The organism is Klebsiella sp. MS 92-3 (assembly GCF_000195655.1).
Taxonomy (GTDB): domain Bacteria; phylum Pseudomonadota; class Gammaproteobacteria; order Enterobacterales; family Enterobacteriaceae; genus Klebsiella; species Klebsiella pneumoniae.
The window spans coordinates 87473-87845 of sequence record NZ_GL882823.1 but is presented as its reverse complement, the minus strand read 5'-3'; the positions used below and the strand labels follow the sequence as shown (position 1 = coordinate 87845).

Here is a 373-nt window from a genome sequence, read left to right as displayed (position 1 = left end):
GGGGGGGGGGGGGGGGAAGAAATCAGGAGCCCAGACGGTAGTTCGGGGACTCTTTGGTGATGGTCACGTCGTGAACGTGGCTTTCCTGAATGCCCGCACCGCTGATGCGTACGAATTCAGCTTTGGTACGCAGCAGGTCAATGGTACCACAGCCGGTCAGACCCATACAGGAACGCAGACCGCCCATCTGCTGGTGAATGATCTCTTTCAGGCGGCCTTTATAGGCCACGCGGCCTTCGATACCTTCCGGCACCAGTTTGTCAGCGGCGTTATCGCTCTGGAAATAGCGATCAGAGGAGCCTTTGGACATCGCGCCAAGGGAGCCCATCCCGCGGTAGGATTTGTAAGAGCGACCCTGATAGAGTTCGATTTC

At 57.6% G+C, this 373-nt stretch carries 1 protein-coding gene; it reads right to left on the bottom strand.

The genetic code is table 11. The annotated features are described in order from the left end of the window. Nucleotides 1-22: 22 nt before the first annotated feature. Nucleotides 23-373: IMP dehydrogenase (locus HMPREF9538_RS10410; RefSeq protein ID WP_032457156.1), on the bottom strand; the 351-nt coding region annotated here is incomplete at its 5' end.